The organism is Terriglobus sp. 2YAB30_2 (assembly GCF_052114765.1).
In the GTDB taxonomy this organism is placed as follows: domain Bacteria; phylum Acidobacteriota; class Terriglobia; order Terriglobales; family Acidobacteriaceae; genus Terriglobus.
On the sequence record NZ_JBFRFJ010000013.1, the window covers coordinates 24,139 to 43,204 of the forward strand.

General features: G+C 56.1%; 10 protein-coding genes. 3 read left to right on the top strand and 7 right to left on the bottom strand.

Annotated elements, in window-relative coordinates:
* Positions 1-39 precede the first annotated feature (39 nt).
* Together AB4Y89_RS18050 and AB4Y89_RS18055 are read right to left on the bottom strand one after the other, a co-directional pair.
* Complete coding sequence (locus AB4Y89_RS18050; protein ID WP_442302332.1) at positions 40-741, bottom strand: response regulator transcription factor; 702 nt, start codon at positions 739-741, stop codon at positions 40-42.
* Positions 738-2,177 carry a sensor histidine kinase gene (locus tag AB4Y89_RS18055; protein ID WP_442302333.1) on the bottom strand — a complete coding sequence of 480 codons (1,440 nt, stop codon included), beginning with the start codon at positions 2,175-2,177 and terminating at the stop codon, positions 738-740. The genes AB4Y89_RS18050 and AB4Y89_RS18055 overlap by 4 nt, the downstream gene beginning before the upstream one ends.
* Positions 2,178-2,496: 319 nt before the next feature.
* Here AB4Y89_RS18055 and AB4Y89_RS18060 point away from each other — a divergent pair, with 319 nt between their 5' ends.
* Complete coding sequence (locus AB4Y89_RS18060; protein WP_442302334.1) at positions 2,497-5,817, top strand: TonB-dependent receptor domain-containing protein; 3,321 nt, start codon at positions 2,497-2,499, stop codon at positions 5,815-5,817.
* A 64-nt stretch (positions 5,818-5,881) separates the two neighbouring features.
* On the opposite strand, the gene AB4Y89_RS18065 is transcribed toward AB4Y89_RS18060, so the two are convergent.
* From AB4Y89_RS18065 to AB4Y89_RS18085, 5 genes are all read right to left on the bottom strand, one after another.
* A complete protein-coding gene (locus tag AB4Y89_RS18065) occupies positions 5,882-7,534 on the bottom strand; it encodes an alpha-L-fucosidase (RefSeq protein ID WP_442302335.1) in 1,653 nt (550 codons plus the stop codon).
* Between the two features lie 139 nt (positions 7,535-7,673).
* Positions 7,674-8,873, bottom strand: coding sequence for a glycoside hydrolase family 27 protein (locus AB4Y89_RS18070; RefSeq protein ID WP_442302336.1), 1,200 nt, complete (start codon positions 8,871-8,873; stop codon positions 7,674-7,676).
* Positions 8,874-8,918: 45 nt separating this feature from the next.
* Positions 8,919-11,195: a GH92 family glycosyl hydrolase gene (locus AB4Y89_RS18075; protein ID WP_442302337.1), complete on the bottom strand. Its 2,277-nt coding sequence runs from the start codon at positions 11,193-11,195 to the stop codon at positions 8,919-8,921.
* 283 nt (positions 11,196-11,478) lie between these two features.
* The gene (locus AB4Y89_RS18080; RefSeq protein ID WP_442302338.1) at positions 11,479-15,324 is read right to left on the bottom strand and encodes a carboxypeptidase regulatory-like domain-containing protein; all 3,846 of its coding nucleotides are present in this window, start codon (positions 15,322-15,324) and stop codon (positions 11,479-11,481) included.
* Between the two features lie 310 nt (positions 15,325-15,634).
* Positions 15,635-16,798 carry a substrate-binding domain-containing protein gene (locus AB4Y89_RS18085; RefSeq protein WP_442302339.1) on the bottom strand — a complete coding sequence of 388 codons (1,164 nt, stop codon included), beginning with the start codon at positions 16,796-16,798 and terminating at the stop codon, positions 15,635-15,637.
* Positions 16,799-17,085: 287 nt separating this feature from the next.
* Between AB4Y89_RS18085 and uxuA the strand changes: the two genes are divergently transcribed.
* Both uxuA and AB4Y89_RS18095 read left to right on the top strand, forming a co-directional pair.
* Positions 17,086-18,291, top strand: a complete 1,206-nt coding sequence (gene uxuA / locus AB4Y89_RS18090; protein WP_442302340.1) for a mannonate dehydratase — start codon at positions 17,086-17,088, stop codon at positions 18,289-18,291.
* A 2-nt stretch (positions 18,292-18,293) separates the two neighbouring features.
* The gene (locus AB4Y89_RS18095) at positions 18,294-19,043 is read left to right on the top strand and encodes an SDR family NAD(P)-dependent oxidoreductase (protein WP_442302341.1); all 750 of its coding nucleotides are present in this window, start codon (positions 18,294-18,296) and stop codon (positions 19,041-19,043) included.
* The last annotated feature ends 23 nt before the right edge of the window (positions 19,044-19,066 follow it).

The following is a 19,066-nucleotide window of genomic DNA, read 5'->3' on the forward strand; positions in this document are numbered from 1 at the left end:
ACCAGCCTCTCAAGAGAGCGATGAAGAAGGCATAAGGACTCACCCGGTAAGATCGTTAAAGCGGTAGCCGATGTAGTTCTCCGTCAAGATATACCTGGGGCGGGCCGGCTCATCTTCGATCTTCCGACGAAGCTGGTTCACATACGTCCGCAGATACTCACGCTCATTGCCATACTCAGGCCCCCAGACGGACGTAAGCAGGGCATGATGCGAAAGCGGGCGGCCTAGGTGGCGCATCAACAGGTGGAGAAGATCGAACTCCTTGGGCGTAAGGTGGACAGGTTCTCCGCGTTTCAGGACGCGATGCTGAATCGGATCAATCAGAATCTCAGCACTCTCAATCGAAGCCTCGCGGTCCGTCTCAATCAGCTTTGCCCGGCGAAATGCGGCGCGGATGCGCGCAAATAACTCTCCCAGGGGAAATGGCTTTGTCACGTAGTCATCCGCTCCCGCATCAAGAGCGATAATCTTGTCTTCTTCCCGGTCCCGAACAGTTAGAACAATAATCCCAAGCAAGGGATATGACTCTCTTATCCGGCGGCATGTCGCCACACCGCCCAACCCCGGCATATTCAGATCCAAAAGAACGACGTCACACGCATGCGGATGATCGCTGAGATACTCGAGGGCCTGTTCGCCACTCGAAGTCTGGATAACTTCCAGCCCCATCGCCGAAAGCGTCTTCGACAGACTCAGCCGTAACGACTCATCATCCTCCACAATCATGATGGATCTCTTCATGATTCCCCTTCCTCTTCCGTGATCGGCAACGTAATAACAAAAGTCGTGCCTTCACCTTTATCGCTCCTGATCGTGATCGTTCCTCCGTGTGCGGTCACGGCATGTTGGGCTACCGAGAGGCCGATCCCAGTACCGTTGGCGCGATGTACGACCGTCGGACTGCGATAAAACTTTGTGAAGACGAGTTGCTGTTCTTTCGGCGAGATATAAGAACCGTGATTATGAATCGAGATCGTCGCCGTGCTTCCCTGGACCGCGACCAACACTGTCACACGCACTCCTGGATCTCCGTACTTCAGCGCATTTTCAAGAATCTGTTCGAATGCAATTTTGAGAACCGCCCGATCGGCCTCGATCGTCATACGTTCCGTTTGCTGAACGATCCCGATCTTGCCAGCTGCCCGCTCTCCAAGGACAGAGATCGTCTCTTCCAGAAGGACTCTAAGATTCACGCAGGTGAGCGTCAGAACTTTGTCCCATTCCAGACGTGCAGTTCGCAGAACCTGCTCGGTGATCAGGTTGAGCCGCTCTGCTTCCTTGCGGATCAGACCCAGCAGTTCACCGCGCTGCTCTTCAGGAAGCTCCGCTACCTCAGCCAATCCCGCGCTGGCAACAGAGATTGTCGTCAAGGGCGTCTTGAATGCATGGGCCAGGCCATCGAGCACAGACGTACGAAGTTGCTCCGAAAGGCGTTCTGATTGAGCGGTTACCTCGTTCCTTAGCGCCCGTACACGTTCCAGCGAAGACGAGATGATCGACGCTACCGAGTCGACTGTAAGGGCATCTACTTGTTCAGACTTGATGCAGAGAACACCGATATTCCGAGTTCCTGATTTGAGCAGGCGAATCGCAACTCCATTCCGCGCAAGGTCATATTCCTTTCCAGCCATGAATGTCGCGCGCAGCGAATCTGCCGGAATATCAATGTCTCCCGCCACCCATGTTCGTTCTTCACGCGCGGTCCAGATCGATACACCTTCCGTCTTGAGCGTCCGCTCCACCAACCATGCCAAATGCTCGCCATAGGCCTCTCGCCAATCGAGAAGCAGCGCAGCCGCGGAAAGCTCATGCAGCGCTCTTTGTTGCTCCCGCTGCAGCACCAGATCTTCCGCCTGCAGCCGGACGCGATTTGAGAGATGACTCACGAGCAGCGCTACTGAAGCAAATGTAGCCACTGATGCGAAATCGGCAATCGAGACAAATCGAAGTGTTCTCCTGGGCTCGGTAAAGAAGTAGTCGAGACATAATGTTGCATAGATAGCCGTGACCACCGCGGCGCGGAATCTTGCCTGCCAGGCCACAATAATCGTCAGCAGCAGATAGATGACGCAGGCAAAAGCAAGCTCCACCTGATCGCCAAAGACGAAACCGAACAATCCGACGGCACCGCAGGTACCCGCGGTCCATATCACCGATCTCGATCGAAGTGCCTTCACATGGACCCTTCATCTCAGAGATTAGCCAGAGATGCATAAGAAATGCGTAAAGGTTGAGCATTTCGCATTCGCACTGACGGAAGCTTTATGCCTCCCTGATGGAAACAAAGCTTCAATCATCCTGACCGGGACAAATGGTCAGGAGAAAACAATGAATATTTTTGGAGGTCGTACTCTGTCCGGGCGACTGGGGCATTTTCCCTGTAGGTGTAGTGCAAGGCTTCTGCATCTATGGGCGTTTTCCGCAACGAAAACGCCACTTCACCCCTCTTCCGGGATACCCAGTAATAGGGAAAATGCTCTAGCAGTTACGGCCCGCATGCTCGCAGTGTTGGTTCTGACAGGCGTGTTGATGATCCGTCCGGCAACTGCTCAGTCGACATTCGGCAGCCTTATCGGCTCTGTACAGGATCCTTCCGGAGCGGTGTTACCTGGAGCAATTGTCCATATCAAGAATCTGAACGACAATTCCACTCGCGATACGGCAGCGGATGCAGGGGGCGAATTTCAGGTACTCAACCTGAATCCCGGGACGTATGCCGTCACCGCCAGTTCCGATGGTTTCGCCGCAACAACCATCACCAACATCACTCTCGACGCACGGCAGCAATTGCGAGTCGATGTGAAGCTGCAGGTCGATAATGCGCAGCAAACCGTGTCCGTGGAAGCCGATGCCACAACGGTCAACACAGAAAGCGGCACGATCGGCGATACCAAGAAGTTCAACCAGGTTGTTCAGCTCCCCATGAACTATCGCGGTGGAAACGATAGTCCTTTGGCGGCCCTCGTCGCCGTACCCGGAGTCCAGCAGGACAGCAGCGGCAACGTTTCCATTGGCGGAGGAACTTCAGCGCAGATTCAGTACTCGGTCGATGGCACATCCACCGTCAACATCCGCCAGAATGGCGCATTGAACAACATGAACCCTTCTTCAGAGCTCATCAGTGAGATGAAGGTGACCCAGTTCAATAACAATGCCGAGTTTTCGCAGATGGCAGACGTCACCATCATCACGAAGTCCGGATCGAATCGCTTTCATGGCAGCGCCTTTGAGTATCTGCAAAACAGCGCCTTCGATGCAAAGACATGGGGATTCGACAGCAAGGCGCACAAGGCCTACAACACCTTCGGCGGCAGCTTCAGCGGGCCACTCCGTTTTCCTCACGTAAAGTCCGGAACCGACAAGACGTTCTTCTTCGCCGACTACGAAGGCAATCGCCGCCGCTTCACGACTCCCCTCGTGCTCAGCGTCCCTACGGCCGCAATGCGTTCTGGCAATCTGAACAACGTTCCTGGCCCGGCTGCAGTCGATCCTATGACCGGACTGCCCTTCGCCAATAACCAGGTCCCATTCAATCGGCTCAGCGCGGTCTCGCAGTCACTGCTGAACAACTACGTGCCTCTTCCAAACTCTGGCGATGGTTCGAATCTAACCGGCAACTATCGCATCCAGGCACCTACCCCCGCCAACATCAACGGGTACGATCTCCGCATCGACCGCACGCTCTCCGATAAGCAGCAGCTCTACGGACGCTGGAGCTGGAAGAACGTCGACTCCACAGTGACGAATAACCTGCTTCCCACGGAAGTGCATCGCGAATCGAATCGCAACCTGATCCTCTCGTACAACTACACCATCCGGCCCACGCTTCTGAATGAGGCACGTTTTGGCTTGACCTATTACATCGCCGTCGTCGACTTCCCCGTGAGTGGAGCATCTGCCGTACAGCAACTCGGCCTGCAGGGCCTGAACTTGGGCGATGTACCGAACGTCAATGCATTTCCAACCTTCGACTTCAGTGACGGTACAAACTTCACTCCGATTGGGAGAGACAAGACCGGCACCACACGGTCGCAGACGTTGCAGTTTGCCGACAACCTCTCATGGGTGAAGGGTAGCCATACTCTGAAGTTCGGCGTCGACTTCCGCCGTGTTCGCTATACCGATCTGGAGAGCTTCGGCGGCTCGGACGACTTCGGTGCATTCATCTTCAATGCATCCACTTTCAGCGGGAATGCGTTTACCGATCTGCTGCTCGGCCTTCCGTCGAAGAGCTACGTCGCTCAATCCGGCCCCGATACAAAACTGCATGCCTATCAGACTGGCCTCTATGCTCAGGACGAGTGGCATATAACACGCTACATCACCTTCAGCGCCGGTCTCCGCTGGCAGGCGCTGCCTCCTTTTGTAAGCGAGAACAATAACCTTGGAGCATTTGACCCTTCGAATGGCGGCTTCATTCTCCCCAACAATGGTTCTGCTCGCCAGCAGATGCTGTACACCATCAATGCCTGCCCAGGTGTGAACGCCTCTCTTCCCTGCGCACCGATCGAGAAGGCCAGCCAGAAGGGCGTCGGTAATGGTCTGCGGGAGTTCTACAAAAAGAACTTCCAGCCGCGTCTGGGCATCGCCTACCGCCCCTTCGGCGATAACAAGACTGTCTTGCGGGCCGGCTTCGGTATCTTTACGATGACCAGCCTTGGCCAGCTTTCATTCAACACCACCAATATCAACGTCGGTGTCGTACAAACGACGGCAAACCTGCAGGCGAACGGGCAGCCGGCCTTCCAGTTCCCGAACGTGAATGCTCCTCTTACCCCACAGGAGGCGGCAGGTACGGGCGACTTCTATCAAAACGTCAATCTGCACTTCCGCGATCCGCAGGCGGCGCAGTGGAACTTCACCGTCGAGCGTCAGGTCACCGACGCCATGGGTCTTCGTGTCAGCTATGTCGGCATGAACTCCTATCGCATGGGGCAGACCGTCGACCTGAACCAGCAGCACGCCAGCGTCACTGCGAACGACTACAGCCAGCGTCCCTATCCGAACTGGGCCCGCATCCTCTCCAGCGAGAATGCCGGAGGAGCCAACTACCAGGCGCTGCAGACAGAACTCAATCAGCGCACGAGCCATGGCCTGCTGTTCCAGGTGAATCACACCTGGGCGAAGAACCTCAGCAACGCTGCAGGCGATGCTCCGTCGGTCTTTGCACCTGAGGTCAACTACGGTGTTCCAGTTGCAGACCGCTTCAACCTCCGGGCCAATCGAGGAAATGTGGTCGGCACGCGCCGTAACCGCTTCCTCGCTTCCGCGATCTATCAGCTTCCCTTTGGCCGCAAGAGGACGTTCTTCAGCAATATGAACTCCTTCGGGGATGCTTTGCTGGGTGGCTGGGAGATCAGCACCGTCTCCATGTGGCAGACTGGACCGTACCTTACGCCGACCACCAGCCCGAGCTACGATACCGCGAATCTGAATCTGGTCTTCCGTGGAGCCGCACTCCGGCCGGACTGCATTGGGAATCCGATTCCTTCGATTCGTTCGCTCAGCAACTACTTTAATATCAACGCATTCAATCCGATTCCGGGCGCTGGTCGCATCGGAAACTGCTCCGTCGGCAGCCTGGTAGGACCTGGCACGACCGCGGTCGCAGGCGGCCTGTCGAAGACGTTCCTGCTCCGAGAGTCGCTCCGGATGCGTTTCGAGGCGACCTTCACCAACCTTCCCAACCATCCCAACTTTGCGCCGCCTGCGGTGAATGTGTCTGCTCCTGATTCGTTTGGACAGATAACCTCAACGCAGACGGCTGAGAACTCCGGCAATCGAACAGGGCAACTGGCGCTGAGACTCGATTTCTAGAGGGGTTCAACAATGCACAAGGGCAGAGCCTCAGCTCTGCCCTTGCCGTTTCTGGTCACTACATTCAAGCACGGATGCGGAAGGCATAGACATCGAGATGGTCTTGCGGTTTTGCTGGAAGCTTGATCGTCAACGACTCCGATTCCTGCCGAAACTCCAGGCGACCATGTCCCCCCAGCATCTCCACCGAACCGATCTTGCGGGGATACATCGCATTGTTTACGGCGAGCGACTTGATGCTTACCCTCCCATCTGCCGGCCACCCCAGGACGAATGCATATAACACATCGCCTTTGGTAGTGAAACGGATATCGCTGGCGTCAAAGGCTCGGGCCTTGGTCTCGTTGAAATTGTGCGATCCGCTCACATCCGGTGCGCCTTCGCCATAGATTTTGAAGGGACGCGTGCCGTAGATGGCCTCTCCGTGTACTGACATCCAGCGTCCGAGCTCCGCAAGGAATTTGTGCTCATCTTCATCGATACTGCCGTCACCGCGAACGGGAATATTCAACATCAGGTTGCCGTTCTTGCTGACGATGTCCACCAGCGACTTCGCCACCCACTCCGGAGTCTTGTACTGGTGTTTTTCAAAGAGCGAGCGTTTATAGTGCCAGTCACCGATACAGGTATCCGTCTGCCACGGAGCTTCCAGAATGCCCTGGGCACGGCCGCGTTCGATGTCCAGCATCGTCGCTCCCGTATGTTCGGGGCTATATTCCTTTGCCGCGACAACGGCCTGCTGCTGGCCTCCATGCCACGACAGGCTGGCGTTGTAATAGTACGCGGTGATGTCCAGACCAGCCTGACCGAGCGGCAATTCGCGGTCATCGAAGTAGAGAAGATCGGGTTTGTACTTGTCGATCAGATCTTTGCAACGGAGATACCAGGTGCGGACGAACTCCGGGTTCGCCGGAGGTGGAGCCTCGTCCCAGACACGGTCATGCTTCTCGTGCCAGGCGTTGGCCTCGGCAACGGTTTTGAATCCATCGGGCATGACGATATTCCGGCCGGTGTAGAGCTCCTGCGGATCCAGTCCATCCCACCAGGTTCCCTTTCCGTCCTTAGCGCTGAGCTGATAGGCGTCATAGCGGACTCCCGCCATCGGCCCCTCGGGATCATATCCATAGGCCGCTTGCAGCCAGTGCCAGGCATGCGAAGCGTGATTGGAGACGCCGAAGCGCATTCCATGCGCGCGAGCGATCTTCTCCCAGGTGCCGACGATATCCTTTCCCGGACCAACCCGCGTGGTGTTCCACGGATGATGTGTGGAATCGAAGCAATCCAGATTGTCATGATGACAGGCGAGCGACATGAAGTACTTCGCTCCGGCCTTCACATAGAGCTCCATCAGCTGTTCTGGTTGCCAGCGCTCAGCCTTCCACAGATGATCAATCTCTTTGAAGCCAACCTTCGATGGATGCCCATATGTCTTCACGTGGTAGTCGTAGCAAGCGTCTCCCTGCAGATACATGCGGCGTGCGTACCAGTCACCTTGCTCCGGCACACACTGCGCGCTCCAGTGCGCCCAGATGCCAAACTTGGCATCGCGAAACCATTCCGGCATTCGCCACTGTTTGAGGGAATCCCAGGTCGGCCCATACGGTCCCGATGCCGGCGCATTCTGTGCCTTCGCAAAGCGGGATAATCTCGCCGATGCGAGTGCGAGCGCCCCACGTTTCAACAGATTCCTGCGACTAAGACTATCGATACGTTCCATTGCGTTCGGCTCCTTGTGACCAGTCCATGCTCTCAAACTTCCTCCCTCTTTGGTCAAGAGGAATCAGGAGACCAGCAACAAAAGCAAGCCGCATGGGCCGTTTCCCGTGCGGCTTGATAGCACTTTTCGTACTGTTACATTAAGGACGGATCAATAGAAGCACGACACCGTGTTTGGGAACGGTGGCAGTAAACGTGTCCGCATAGGCTACCTCTTTGCCGGCCCACACATCTCGCAGGTCTGCCTTTCGGGAAATGCCTAGCCCCTTCAGGTTCGCAGTGACCGGATGCGCCAGCTCTCCGCGGTTGAAGAGCGCTATCGCCATGCCACCGTGTGCGAGCGGCTTGCTCCAAACTTCATAGGGTCCAATCGCAGAGACGCGGTCGCCCTGCTTGCCCAGAGAGTCCTGATCGATCGCAATCGCGTCTTTGTTCACCAGGATCGCCAGATGCTCCGGCCTCATCCTGCTGAGGTCGTTACCGGCAAGCAGAGGCGCTGCCAGGATTGCCCAAAGACTCATATGAGTCTTGTACTCGTCCAGATTCATGCCACCGTTACCGATCTCCAGCATGTCCGGATCGTTCCACTGGCCAGGCTTCGCGTAACGCGCCAGCCCCGCCTGTTGAAAGCCGATGAGCGCCATCCGGTCATACTTGTCACTGATGTCGCCAGTCGTGCGCCAGAGGTTTCCTCCGACCTGAGGTCCCCACTCCCACACGCTGCTCATACCGTACTGGCAAAGGCTGAAGACAATCGGCCGTCCCGTAGCAGCCAGAGCGTCATGCATCTTGCGATAGGCCTCCTGCTGCAGAGCAAATGCCGCAGGCGCCGATTGATCGCCATTGCCGGCCTCGCTCAACATTCCACCGAAGCTGCACAGGTCATACTTCAGATAGTCGATACCCCAGGCAGCATAGGTACGAGCGTCCTGCTCTTCGTGTCCATAGCTTCCCTCGAACTTCGCACAAGTCCTGGATCCTGGCGACGAGTAGATCCCAAGCTTCAGTCCACGTGCATGAACATAATCTGCCAGAGCCTTCATGTCCGGAAAACGATCGTTCGACTGAATGGAGCCGTCAGCCCGTCGCGTTCCCTGCCAGCCATCGTCGATATTGACATAGACATAGCCGGCGTCCCGCATTCCATTGGCAACCATGGCGTCAGCCGAGGCGCGCACATCCGCGTCGGTTACCTTTTCAAAGAAATGGTTCCAACTATTCCATCCCATCGGAGGAGTTGCGCCCATCAGGGGCGTCGCAGCAAGCCCCGCCTGAGCGGAAGCAAAGGAAGCAGAAGCCAGTAACGCAGCAGCAACGCAATGAACAACAAGTCGACGCATGACGATTCAATCCCCCTGAGATTGAGTATGTGGAGATTCTTGCGGCTAGTGCTTCTCAACGGATGGCTCGGAACTCATTTGCAACGTGAGCGAGGTTCCTTGCAGCATCTCCTGATGGGAGAATGTCCATCCGGAGTATGCTTTTCCATTCAGCCGAACTGATTGCACATAAAGATTTGAGGCGGAGTTATTTTTTGCCTCAATGCTGAAGCGCTTTCCGTTCGGCAGATAAATCGCGACGTGGGAAAACAGGGGAGAGCCGATGGTATAGCTCGGTGTTCCTGGACACCAGGGATAAAAACCCATCGCGCTGAGCACATACCACGCAGACATCTGCCCAGCATCATCGTTTCCTGGAAGCCCATTTGCTCCTGGTCCAAAGTCTGTCTTCAGAATCTCGCGCACACGCTGCTGTGTCTTTGATGGTGCGCCGATGAAGTTATAGAGATACGCAATTCCGTGGCTTGGTTCGTTTCCCTGGTTATAGAGTTTCTTATCGAACAGGCCATCCAGCTTCGCGATCATCGCCTCATGTCCACCCAGTGCCTTGCTCAAGCCCTCGATATCATGAGGGACAAAGAAGGTGTACTGCCAGGGCAGACCCTCCGTGATGTAGGTGGCCGGCTTATCGGGGGCGAATGGAGTTACCCAGCTACCATCCTTGTGCCGTCCACGAACGAATCGGGTCTCGGGATCGAGAACATTCTTCCAATTGGCTGAACGCTTGAACAAACGCTCAGCATCTTCCTTGTGTCCCAGGGCTGCAGCGAACTGAGCGCCAACGTAATCATCGTAGGCATACTCCAACGTACGAGAGACCTGCTCGCGTTGATGGAACGCATCCAGAACCTCATCTTCCAGCGGAATGTAGCCATACTTGTCATACGAGATTAGCGCCCGACGCCCCTTCCCTTCCACGTAGTCATCGTGAGGGGGTGTGATGAACGCATTTTGGCGCACCAGGCGATACGCCTCCGGAACATCGAAGTTGCGAATCCCCTTGGCGTAGGCGTCGTAGATCACAGCTACGGTGTGATCCCCGATCATCTCTGAGGTGTAGCTATTCCATGTAGGAAAGATCGGCAGAAAGCCGGCCTGGGCGCCCTTATCGACCAGGCTCTGCACCATCTCTCCATCGCGCTTTGGGTCCAAGATCGTGAGCAGCGGATGTAGCGAACGGAAGCTATCCCACAAAGAGAAGTCGTCGTAATAGTCTGTGCCGGGAGGTGCGTGATGCAGCTTCCCTTCCTGGCCGAATCCGTTATAGGTTCCGTCTGCGTCACTCACAATACGAGGAGCGAGCGAGGCATGGAACAAGGCGGTGTAGAACATCTTTTGCTGTTCTGCCGTGCCACCCGTAACCTCGATGCGCCCGAGATAACCACGCCATGCGTCTTCTGCCTGCTGGCGGATGGGCTCAAGCTCCCATCCCGGCTCTTCGGCAGAGAGGTTCTTCTCGGCTTCCTCAAGGCTGGTAAATGAGGTTCCAATCTTCGCAACGACGGTCTTCGGCGCGTTGTCGGCGAAGGTTACGAAGCCACCCAAGCGATCGCATCCAGAGCCCTGAGTATGGCCATGCGGGGTTACCGTCTTTCCGCACCAGGTTCCAAAGTCCTGTATCTCTTCGCGGAACTTGATAACGAAATACCCGCTGAAACCGGCCGGCTTTCCCGCGCCCTGGTAGATGCGCACTACCGGGTTGTAGCCAACAATCTCCTTCTTCTCGGGGCGGACCTCAACGAAGCCCTGTCCCGGCCTGACGTTCGGTTCGACAAGCAGATTGTGTTTGCCGTTTTCCGGATAGGTAATCCGCAGTATTCCCGCTCGCGTCGTTCCGGCCAGCTCAGCCTTTAGATCGTAGTCATCCAGATGAACGGAATAGTAGGCCGGGGACATGACCTCGGAGGCATGCTTGTAGGAAGAACCGCGCTCTTCCGGGCTAACCTTGATCGGCCCTACCGTCGGCATCAATGTTGCCGTGCCATAGTCCTGCGTGCAACTTCCACTGAGCCAGTGGCTCCCGCGGAAGCCGGTAATCTTCGGGTCGTCGTAATAGTAGGGCGAGATACATTTTGCTTCTGTGCTCCGCGTCTCCGGAGTCCATCCGGTCATACCGAAAGGCACACCCACCACGGGGTAGGTCTGGCCTTCATTAGAGGTACCGATCCTCGGATCGACCAGAGCAAATGGATCGACATGGGACGTCTTCTGCTGCGACAAGAGTGGCCCTACAGCCGCCCCTGTCGCCAAGCCGGAAAGCACGCCCAAAAAGCTCAACCTACGCAGGACTGCATTTGCCTGCCGGATCTTGATAGCAATCATTGAATCGTATCGCCCTCTCGTCACCGTTCTAGAGCATCTTGCCTGTTGCTGGGTATCCCGGAAGAGCGTCCGGCGGTGTTTTCATTGCGGAAAACGCCCATCGGAAGCCCTACACGACACCCACGGAGAAAAATGCTCCATCGTTTCAATTTACGCACAGGAACAACAAAGGGAGATGGATGCGAGCCAGATTCGCGATGCGAGATCCGCATCGCAGCCTCTACCGCACCCATCTCATCGCACAAGGTGTGTGTTGGTTGTTCGATGAACATCTCTGTTGCGTTTAGAAGGTAAATTCCGCTCCGATCCGAATCACGCGGGACATCCCCGCAGTCTGTGACTGGTTGAATTGTCCAAAGTTCGCCGCATTCACCGGTGTCACAGCTCCCGTAATGTTCGAGACAGTCGTAGAGCTCAGTAGAGAGCGTCCCACGCCATAGTAGACCGGGTGATTGAAGACATTGCTGAAAGTTGCGTTGACATTGATGGCATAACGGCTTTCGAACTTGATGCCCTTATTGAAACGCATATCGAACAATGCCTCTCGAGGACTGCGCGCGCCTGGCAGGGTACGAGGCGCATTTCCCAGCCGGGGACTGTTTACGGAACCGGGCACTGCAAATGCCGCCGGGTTGAGGTAAGGCGTAAAGTTGGAGTTTAGAGCGTTCTTCTTCCAGTCTTTGTTTATCAGCGGAACTCCGGGAACGATGTCCGGCCGCAAGGTATAGCCGTAGTTCGCGGGAAGAGCACTTGCCGTGCAGTACTTATTGGAGCCGCTCGCGGTGCATCCGTTCGTACCGGAAGGCGTCACTGAAACGAAGTAACCAGCATTTCCCGATCCCAGAATTACCGAGTTTGGCAGACCATCGGCATAGGTTGCGATACCCGCCGTCGAGATATTGCCGATGATGTTATCCAGAAGGCGATTGTGAGCGCTGAGAGAATGCCCAGAGCCGATAGGAAGATCGTACGTATAGCCGATCTTCAGACGGCTTGCCTGATCGAAGCTCGCTACCGCCCATTCGGCGTATGGATTGGTCGGGTCCTGCGGCGCCACAAATCCGAAGCCTCCCCCATTCGCTCCCGTGTTGGTATCCGGAATGTTGTCCATGATTTTTGACCAGGTATAGTTCGCCAGCGCGGAAAGGCCATGTCCAAAACGCTGGTTCACGCTGAGATATAGCCCGTTGTACTCCATGGTTCCCCCACGCGGATAAATCTCAGGGAGTGGCTGGTTGTAGAAGTTCTGGTAGGGGTTGAGGAGTTGAAGGTTGCTCTCGCTGACCAGCGATCCATTCTGCATAATGCCATACTTATTCGGCGCCGAAGCTCCCAGATTCTGATGCGTCTGGATCGCGTTTACGAGTGTACTGAAGCTCGGGATATTGAGTGCATTCGTGAAAGGGCCAATGAGATGTGTCCCCTTCGAACCGTTGTAGGTAGCCTGCACGACCGTTCGCGCAGCCGGCTGATACTGCACCGTGAACGACCAGGTCTGGGTATAAGGAACAGCATTACTCTGATTCACAAACACAGGCGACAGCCCCGTAGAGTACAGAATTGGCCCACGATTGCCTGCCAGGGCCGTATAGGCAGAGGTGAGTGGCCCCACTGGGTTGGTGATGTAATTCACCGTTGAATTCGGCGTCACACCGCCACTCTGACCTCCAACCGCCTGAGAGGCTACGTTGAAGTTGGGGTCCGGGTTGTTTTCGTATCCAGTCAGCGGCAGCCGCTGCAGTGTGTATGCAGCACGTATGGACGTCTTTGGCGTGGGAGCATAGACAAAGCCGACACGGGGCTCAATTCCCTTGTAGTTGATCGGCCAGAGCGACTGCGGATTGCCGCACGCGCCTGAAAAGCAGAACGCTGAGGTAGTCGGGAGCAAGCCGTTGAGATTTCCGGCCGTACTCAGATTGATGTACGCCTGATTGTTGAACTTCTCCATACGAGGAGTCTCAAGCTCATAGCGGACACCTGCATCGATCGTAAAGTTTGGTGTAATGCGCCATTTGTCCTGAATGTAGCCGGCGTAGTAGCGCCAGCGGTAATAGCCAGGCACCGCAACCGGCGTATTGGAAAACGACGCAATACTTCCAAGAATAAAGCTGGCAAGAGGCGCGCCACCGGTCGAGCCGTTGTTGGTGCTGTTGGCCGTGAAGGAATACCGTCCTCCAGTGGCTCCGCCCAAATCGTACTGGCTCGACTGCAGCCAGCGGATATCGGCGCCGAACTCCACGACATGGCGACCGTGGGTCCAGGTAATGTCATCCCCGGCGATGAAGTTCTGGTCCACCTGGATGGCCGCGTTGGAGAGGCCCATCTGCATGGTGTACCCGACTCCGTTGGCATTCAGGTTGCCAAGGCTTGGGAAACCATATCCGAAGGATGCCGGAGTAAGACCATACGCGCCTGCGTAATCCTTGGAACGCGTGCTGGGTGGGGCCAGACGCTGCTGGTTGACGCGCATGAACGAGTAATGGAAGCTAGTGGCGATATTGTTTGTGAAGACGTGAGAGTATCCCAACGCGATGTCATGCGTATTCGCAGCGTCCGTCGGAACGATGGTCAGCGGATTTGACGGATCTACGGCAAAGAACCTGGCAGCGTTAACAGGAATCACCGTATAACGGACAAACAACTGATCTCGGTCGTTGAAGTGATGATCGATACGGAAGGAATAGCGGTTGTCCTTATTGATCACACCGCGTTTGTACGTCGCATTGGTTCCATCATTCTGGGAGGTAGCCTGAGCGTTATCAAACTTGATATAGGGCCCGGGATTGCTGGGGGTAGGAAACTGCGACAAGACGAATTGCGCCAACTGGTTCTTTGACAACTGCGCAGAGACGTCGTCATTCGGAACGGCGTGGATCTGCGATGCATCATAGGGCCCATTCGGAAAGCCATTAGCATCGACAGTGGACTGGTAGTTGATCGCTCCTATGCGTGGTGCTAAGAGCGCGGCTGCATATCCCTGGCTCTTCAAAATGCTCTGATTGAGCAAAGCAAGAGAGTTGTGAAGCTTTCCAGAAAGTTCATCGGGAGTTGGGAAGATACCGCGGAAACCAAACGAGTTCTGCATCCGGGCAGGTTCAATACCCACGAAAAAGAAAGACTTGTCCTTGTGAGGATAGACCTTCGGAATCCAGATCGGGCCACCGACATAGAAGCCGTAGTAGTTCTCACGGAGGGCGCTTGGCGCGGTGTTACCGTCCGGAAAAGCGTTGAAATAAGGGTCGGTATGCCGCCACGAAATCGCTCCATGATAGTTGCTGGTGCCGGGCGCGCTGCTCTGCACGATAACACCGCCGCCGGTTCTGCCATACTTCGCGGATAGTCCCGTAACAATGACCGTCGCTTCCTGTACCTGGCGACCGGAGAGGTTAACACCCGTACGCGCGAGGCTTGCCTGCGTCACGTCAGATCCGTCCACGACGATGGAGCTTGTGCCTGGAGGTGCTCCGCCGATCACGATTCCGGCACCCGGCGTGACATAGCTAGTGAAGGCACCTGGGTTCTCCGTGGAGATACCGCCCGGCTGCAGAGGATCGCCTTCGACACCTGGCACCAGCAGCGCTGCCCCCAGGGAGCTGCGCTCGGGATATGGCAGGTTCAGCACGAGTGCGTTGTCGACCGTCGTGACGACATCAGTGTCGGTCTTGCTGATCAGTTCTGCGTCAGAATTGACGGTAACCGTCTCCGTGGTCGCCCCCAATGTCAACATGACATCAATAGGCGTCGCTCCCACACCTGAGACATTAACCGCTTTGACGGTCGTTTTCTCAAACCCTTCTTTGGCGATGACAACCGTGTAGGCCCCTGGGTTGAGTGACTGAATCTGAAAGAGACCGGCGTTATTGGTGGTCGCCACCTGCGATACCTTGGTCGCATCGCTGATGACCTCAATCCTCGCCCCCGGGACCAGATCGCCCTGGCTGTCACGGATGGTACCGCTGATAGAACCCTGCCCGGTCTGCGCGAAGGCAGCGGTGGCAGATACCAGCGTTACGGCCAGTGCGGAAGAAACCACGCCTGGAAAAGAAAGTGCGAGAGAGAAGAATGGGCGCATCCAGACTCTGCGTAGCGGTTGGTGCCACTTGATCTCTTTTTTGTTGATAACTTGCATGCAGCCTCCCGGGAAACGTACTCATTGCCGGCCCARCCATCTCGTTGGGGGATCAGAATGGCTGATGTACCGGGTCGAGCAGCGTTGTAAGTGTTGGCGTAAAACGATGTCAACGGGGCTCTCCCGACTTTGAGTCGTTTTGCATTGTGAAATGCCTTTCAGGTCAGAGCCACTCGCAGGCGGTAGCCAATTTCCGGGACATCTTGCTATCTATCAAGAATGGACGCCAGTTTTTCCAACTGACGGCCTCCAAAGAAGTCCGTTTGCAATTGCACAACATATCTCACCTAGTGAGACAAATCGAAGCAGTTTAGACCCGATTGGGCCGCACCTTCATCCAACTATCGTTTGGATAAATCTTGTCTACGTTCTGCGGTGTGATGAGTTCATGCTGCACAAATACGGCTGGAGCCACGGGTTTGTGCTTCAAGACATCCAGCGCCAACTGGATGATCCGCTCGCCGTACATCTCCGGAAAGTAGGCGACTGAACAGACCAGCCGTGTTGAGGCACGGCGCATCTCCTCACGGGCGGCCACGCTGCCATCCTGCCCTGCGATGGCACACGCGCGCTCAAGGCCAACCTCACGAAAGGCCTGCAGCGCAGCCAGAGCCGTAGAGTCGTTGACCGCTCCCACCAACGCACGCTCCGGTTTTCTGCGGCGGATATGACGACGGACGATGTCCAGGGTGGCCTCAAACTGTCCCCCCTTGGTGTCATAGTGATGCGTCGGAACGGTGCGAGCGTACTGTCCCACTTCATTAATGCCGTCCAGAACTCCGGTCAGCCTCGCATTGAGCAGTGGGCCGGCCACGTCAACACCAAGCAAAATGATCTGTTCAGGACCGCTCTTCCAGTTCTTCTCGGCCCACCGTGCGAGATGCCGTCCGGCCATCCGCCCCGCCTTGTAGTTGTCCGCGCCGTAATAGATAGCGCCGGGATGCGGGATATCCAGAGCAATAAAAGGAATACGGGCATCGGAAAACTTCGCCGCAATCTGTGCAGCGACCGCCACATTGATCTGGGAGTCGACGACAAGGTCGACCTTCTCATCAACGAAGGTCTCGGCATTCTGCAGAGCCACCCTCGGGCTGAAGCCATTGTTCAGCACCAGCAGATCGATATTCGCCGCATTTGCAGCGACCCCCAGGCTGTCACTCACGGTCGTTGTAAATGGCAGGAGGTTACTTTGGGAGGCATAGCCAATCCGATAGCGTTTAGCACGCGCCGTCTGGACACAACAGCGATACCCCTGCTTCCCCGCCCGTTCCAGCATGCGCGTCTCCACGAGTGTTTCCAACAGGCGAAACGTAGTGGCCTTATGCAGCCCTGTTCTCGCAGCTACCACTCGAAGATCCAATACCTCGGAGGTTGATTGAAATGCGTTGATGATCGAGGCAGCGCGGACAACTGCCTGAATCGTGTATCCCCGCTTTGGGCCTTCTGCAGGAGTTGGTTTCGATAAATGCTTCATCTTGCGCTCTCTTCCAATCATTGTGTCCATGTGGCCTGTCACTCGAAGGGGCTGCGTTCGCTTGAGTCATCATGGATCTCGATGTATCTCACGATGTGAAACAACTTCCCTTCTCGCCAAGTGAGATTCATCTCAATACCGCTGGGAACGTAGGATCGTAACGCTGGTGGGCTGACTTCGTGCGAGTTCGTCATCGTGCACAGGAAACTTATCGCAATACATGCTGAAAATGCAAAGGGAACAACTCTGGGCATCTCGCCGTAGGAGTTTCCTGGGGAAAGGTAAGGATGTTATTGGAGCAAACCTGGCGCTGGTTCGGTCCGCTGGACCGTGTCACCTTGCGAGACGCAAGAGAAGCCGGCGCGACCGGAATTGTAACGGCTCTGCATGAACTTTCGGCTGGGGAGATGTGGCCGGTCGAGAGCATCCAGGCGCGTCAAGCCGAGATACGGTCCGCGGGTATGGAATGGGCCGTCGTCGAAAGCCTCGAGGTCACAGAGCGCATCAAGATGCAGGCACCCGGTTGGCGCGCTGATGTGGAGCACTTCGCGCAATCGATTCGAAATCTGGCAGCCTGCGGCATACGGACCATCGCCTACAACTGGATGCCTCTCTTCAGTTGGATGAGGACTCATCTGCACGAATCGGCGCCAAACGGTGGATATACCACGCGTTTTGATACGCTCGCCTTCGCTGCATTCGATCTCTATCTGCTGCAACGGAAGGGTGCGCAAACCGACTGGGGCGAAGAGCTGAGCCGGGCGGCGTATGCCTATCTTTCAGGTCTGTCTCCGGAAGAGAAGGACCTGCTGCAGCAGACGATCCTCCAGGGGCTCCCTGGAGGGCATCGGTCTCTCACGCTGCAGAAGACGAACGACCTGTTACAGGAGTACTCCGGTCTCTCCACGGAGGATCTTCGGTTCTCGCTTCGGGAGTTCCTCACGCTGGTTTGCCCGGTAGCGGAGGAGTGCGGTGTAAAGCTTTGCATCCATCCAGATGACCCGCCGCGCCCGTTATTGGGTTTACCCAGGGTTGTCAGCACGGCGGATGACCTGCAATGGCTTTTGCAGCAGTATCCTCATGCGGCCAATTCGCTGACCTTCTGCACGGGAGCTCTGGGCGTCAGAGCAAACAACGACCTGCTCGCGATGGTGCAGAGCTTCGCTCCTCGCATTGGCTTTCTTCACCTGCGCTCGACACAACGGCAGACGGTTTACTCGAACGGTATCGAGACGTTTTTTGAGGCGGCTCATCTTGAAGGAGATGCTGACCTGATTGGCATCATCGTCGAACTCGTGAAAGAAAAGCGTCGTCGCGAGTTTGCCGGAGATCATTTCCATTTACCATTCCGGGCTGACCACGGCCAGGAGCTGCTCAATGACCGCGAGCGAAATGCCGCTCCCGGATATCCCGCCATCGGACGTCTGCGAGGACTCGCGGAGCTGCGTGGCGCTTTCACCATGGCTGAACGACTGATCATGGAAGTGGAGTAGGAATGCAGATCACCCAAGGAAAAAATGCACTCGTCTTTGGTGGGGCTTCAGGCATCGGATGGGCTACGTCACAGACATTATTGGATCAGGGGGCCGAGGTTACGATCGCCGATCTGCGAAGGCCGGCTGAGCCTGAAAGACTGCGGTACATAGCCTGCGATGTACGCGATGCCAACCAGGTCTGCGAAGCGGTCAAAAAAGCTATCGAGCGTGGACCGCTTGACTGGCTGGTTTATAGTGCCGGGATTCAGCACTACGGGTCGGTTGTCGATACATCGGTCGAAGAATACGACTTTGTCCAGCAGGTCAATGCTCGCGGGGCCTTTCTCGCCTGCCGGTCCGCCATTCCAGCAATGACGCGTGGTGGATCGATTGTCCTGGTCTCTTCCGTACAAGCACTCGCATGTCAGGAAGGCGTTGCGGCCTATGCGGCAAGTAAAGGAACACTCGAAGCCTTAACCCGCGCCATGGCTGTCGATCATGCAAAAGATAGGATCCGCGTCAACGCCGTCCTTCCGGGCACCGTAGACACGCCAATGGTTCGTTCTTCCGCAGAGCGCTTCGGGGGAAGGGATGGGCTGGAGCAGACATTAGAACAGTGGGGAGGCAATCACCTGTTGGGCCGTGTAGCCCATGCCTCCGAGATTGCGCGCGTGATCGCGTTCCTGCTCAGCGACGCGGCCTCATTCATGACCGGCGCTTCCTATCGCGTCGACGGAGGTCTGCTGTCTCAGTTACCGGTCCGGCTATGAGGTACCGGCAACTGAGATTGTGC

Excerpts from the sequence above, each read along its gene's own strand:
- AB4Y89_RS18095 (WP_442302341.1), top strand. The coding sequence starts at position 18,294 with ATGCAGATCACCCAAGGAAAAAATGCACTCGTCTTTGGTGGGGCTTCA.
- uxuA (WP_442302340.1), top strand. The coding sequence starts at position 17,086 with ATGTTATTGGAGCAAACCTGGCGCTGGTTCGGTCCGCTGGACCGTGTC.
- AB4Y89_RS18070 (WP_442302336.1), bottom strand. The coding sequence starts at position 8,873 with ATGCGTCGACTTGTTGTTCATTGCGTTGCTGCTGCGTTACTGGCTTCT.
- AB4Y89_RS18060 (WP_442302334.1), top strand. The coding sequence starts at position 2,497 with ATGCTCGCAGTGTTGGTTCTGACAGGCGTGTTGATGATCCGTCCGGCA.
- AB4Y89_RS18075 (WP_442302337.1), bottom strand. The coding sequence starts at position 11,195 with ATGATTGCTATCAAGATCCGGCAGGCAAATGCAGTCCTGCGTAGGTTG.
- AB4Y89_RS18050 (WP_442302332.1), bottom strand. The coding sequence starts at position 741 with ATGAAGAGATCCATCATGATTGTGGAGGATGATGAGTCGTTACGGCTG.
- AB4Y89_RS18065 (WP_442302335.1), bottom strand. The coding sequence starts at position 7,534 with ATGGAACGTATCGATAGTCTTAGTCGCAGGAATCTGTTGAAACGTGGG.
- AB4Y89_RS18085 (WP_442302339.1), bottom strand. The coding sequence starts at position 16,798 with ATGAAGCATTTATCGAAACCAACTCCTGCAGAAGGCCCAAAGCGGGGA.
- AB4Y89_RS18080 (WP_442302338.1), bottom strand. The coding sequence starts at position 15,324 with ATGCAAGTTATCAACAAAAAAGAGATCAAGTGGCACCAACCGCTACGC.